The sequence below is a fragment of the Pseudomonas sp. EA_65y_Pfl1_P113 genome, from assembly GCF_963970525.1.
GTDB lineage: Bacteria > Pseudomonadota > Gammaproteobacteria > Pseudomonadales > Pseudomonadaceae > Aquipseudomonas > Aquipseudomonas tritici.
The window spans coordinates 1-452 of sequence record NZ_CAXAQM010000581.1; the positions used below are offsets into that span (position 1 = coordinate 1).

Below are 452 nucleotides of genomic sequence, written 5' to 3' on the forward strand. Positions count from 1 at the left end.
GTCGACAGCGGCGGGGAGGCGCTCGCCGGGGCGATCTGCAAGAACGTCCTGAATGGGACCGGCATGGACCAGGCCCACAAGCTCGCGGCCTATGCGCGGGCCACCGAGGCCGCTCTCGCCGCGGCAGCCGAGCCCGAGCTGCTGCGCGGGGCCTTCGCGTTTCCCCAAGCCATCCGGGAGGACATCACATCATGAGCCGGCAAAATCCGGGACCCGATCCCTGGCGTTCTCCCGTCATCCTGGCGCAGCTGCCCGAGACTGGGCTGCACCGCAACCTCACGGCGTCGCCCGCCGAGCGGCAGGCGATGGCGGAACTCGCGGGTGTGCGCGAGATTCCGTCCGCCGAGGCCAGCTTCGACGTCGTCCCGAAGAGCGGCGGCCGCGTCCACGTCACGGGCCATGTCCGCGCCCGGGTGGGCCAGACCTGCGTCGTGACCCTCGACCCGATCGAG

Annotated in this window: 2 protein-coding genes; both read left to right on the plus strand. The window is 71.7% G+C overall.

What is annotated here, in order from left to right; translation table 11 throughout:
- The coding region (locus AACY52_RS31180) for a ubiquinol-cytochrome C chaperone family protein (protein WP_339561520.1) at positions 1-195 on the plus strand (195 nt) is incomplete at its 5' end.
- Positions 192-452: hypothetical protein (locus tag AACY52_RS31185; RefSeq protein WP_339561521.1), on the plus strand; the 261-nt coding region annotated here is incomplete at its 3' end. The genes AACY52_RS31180 and AACY52_RS31185, both read left to right, overlap by 4 nt.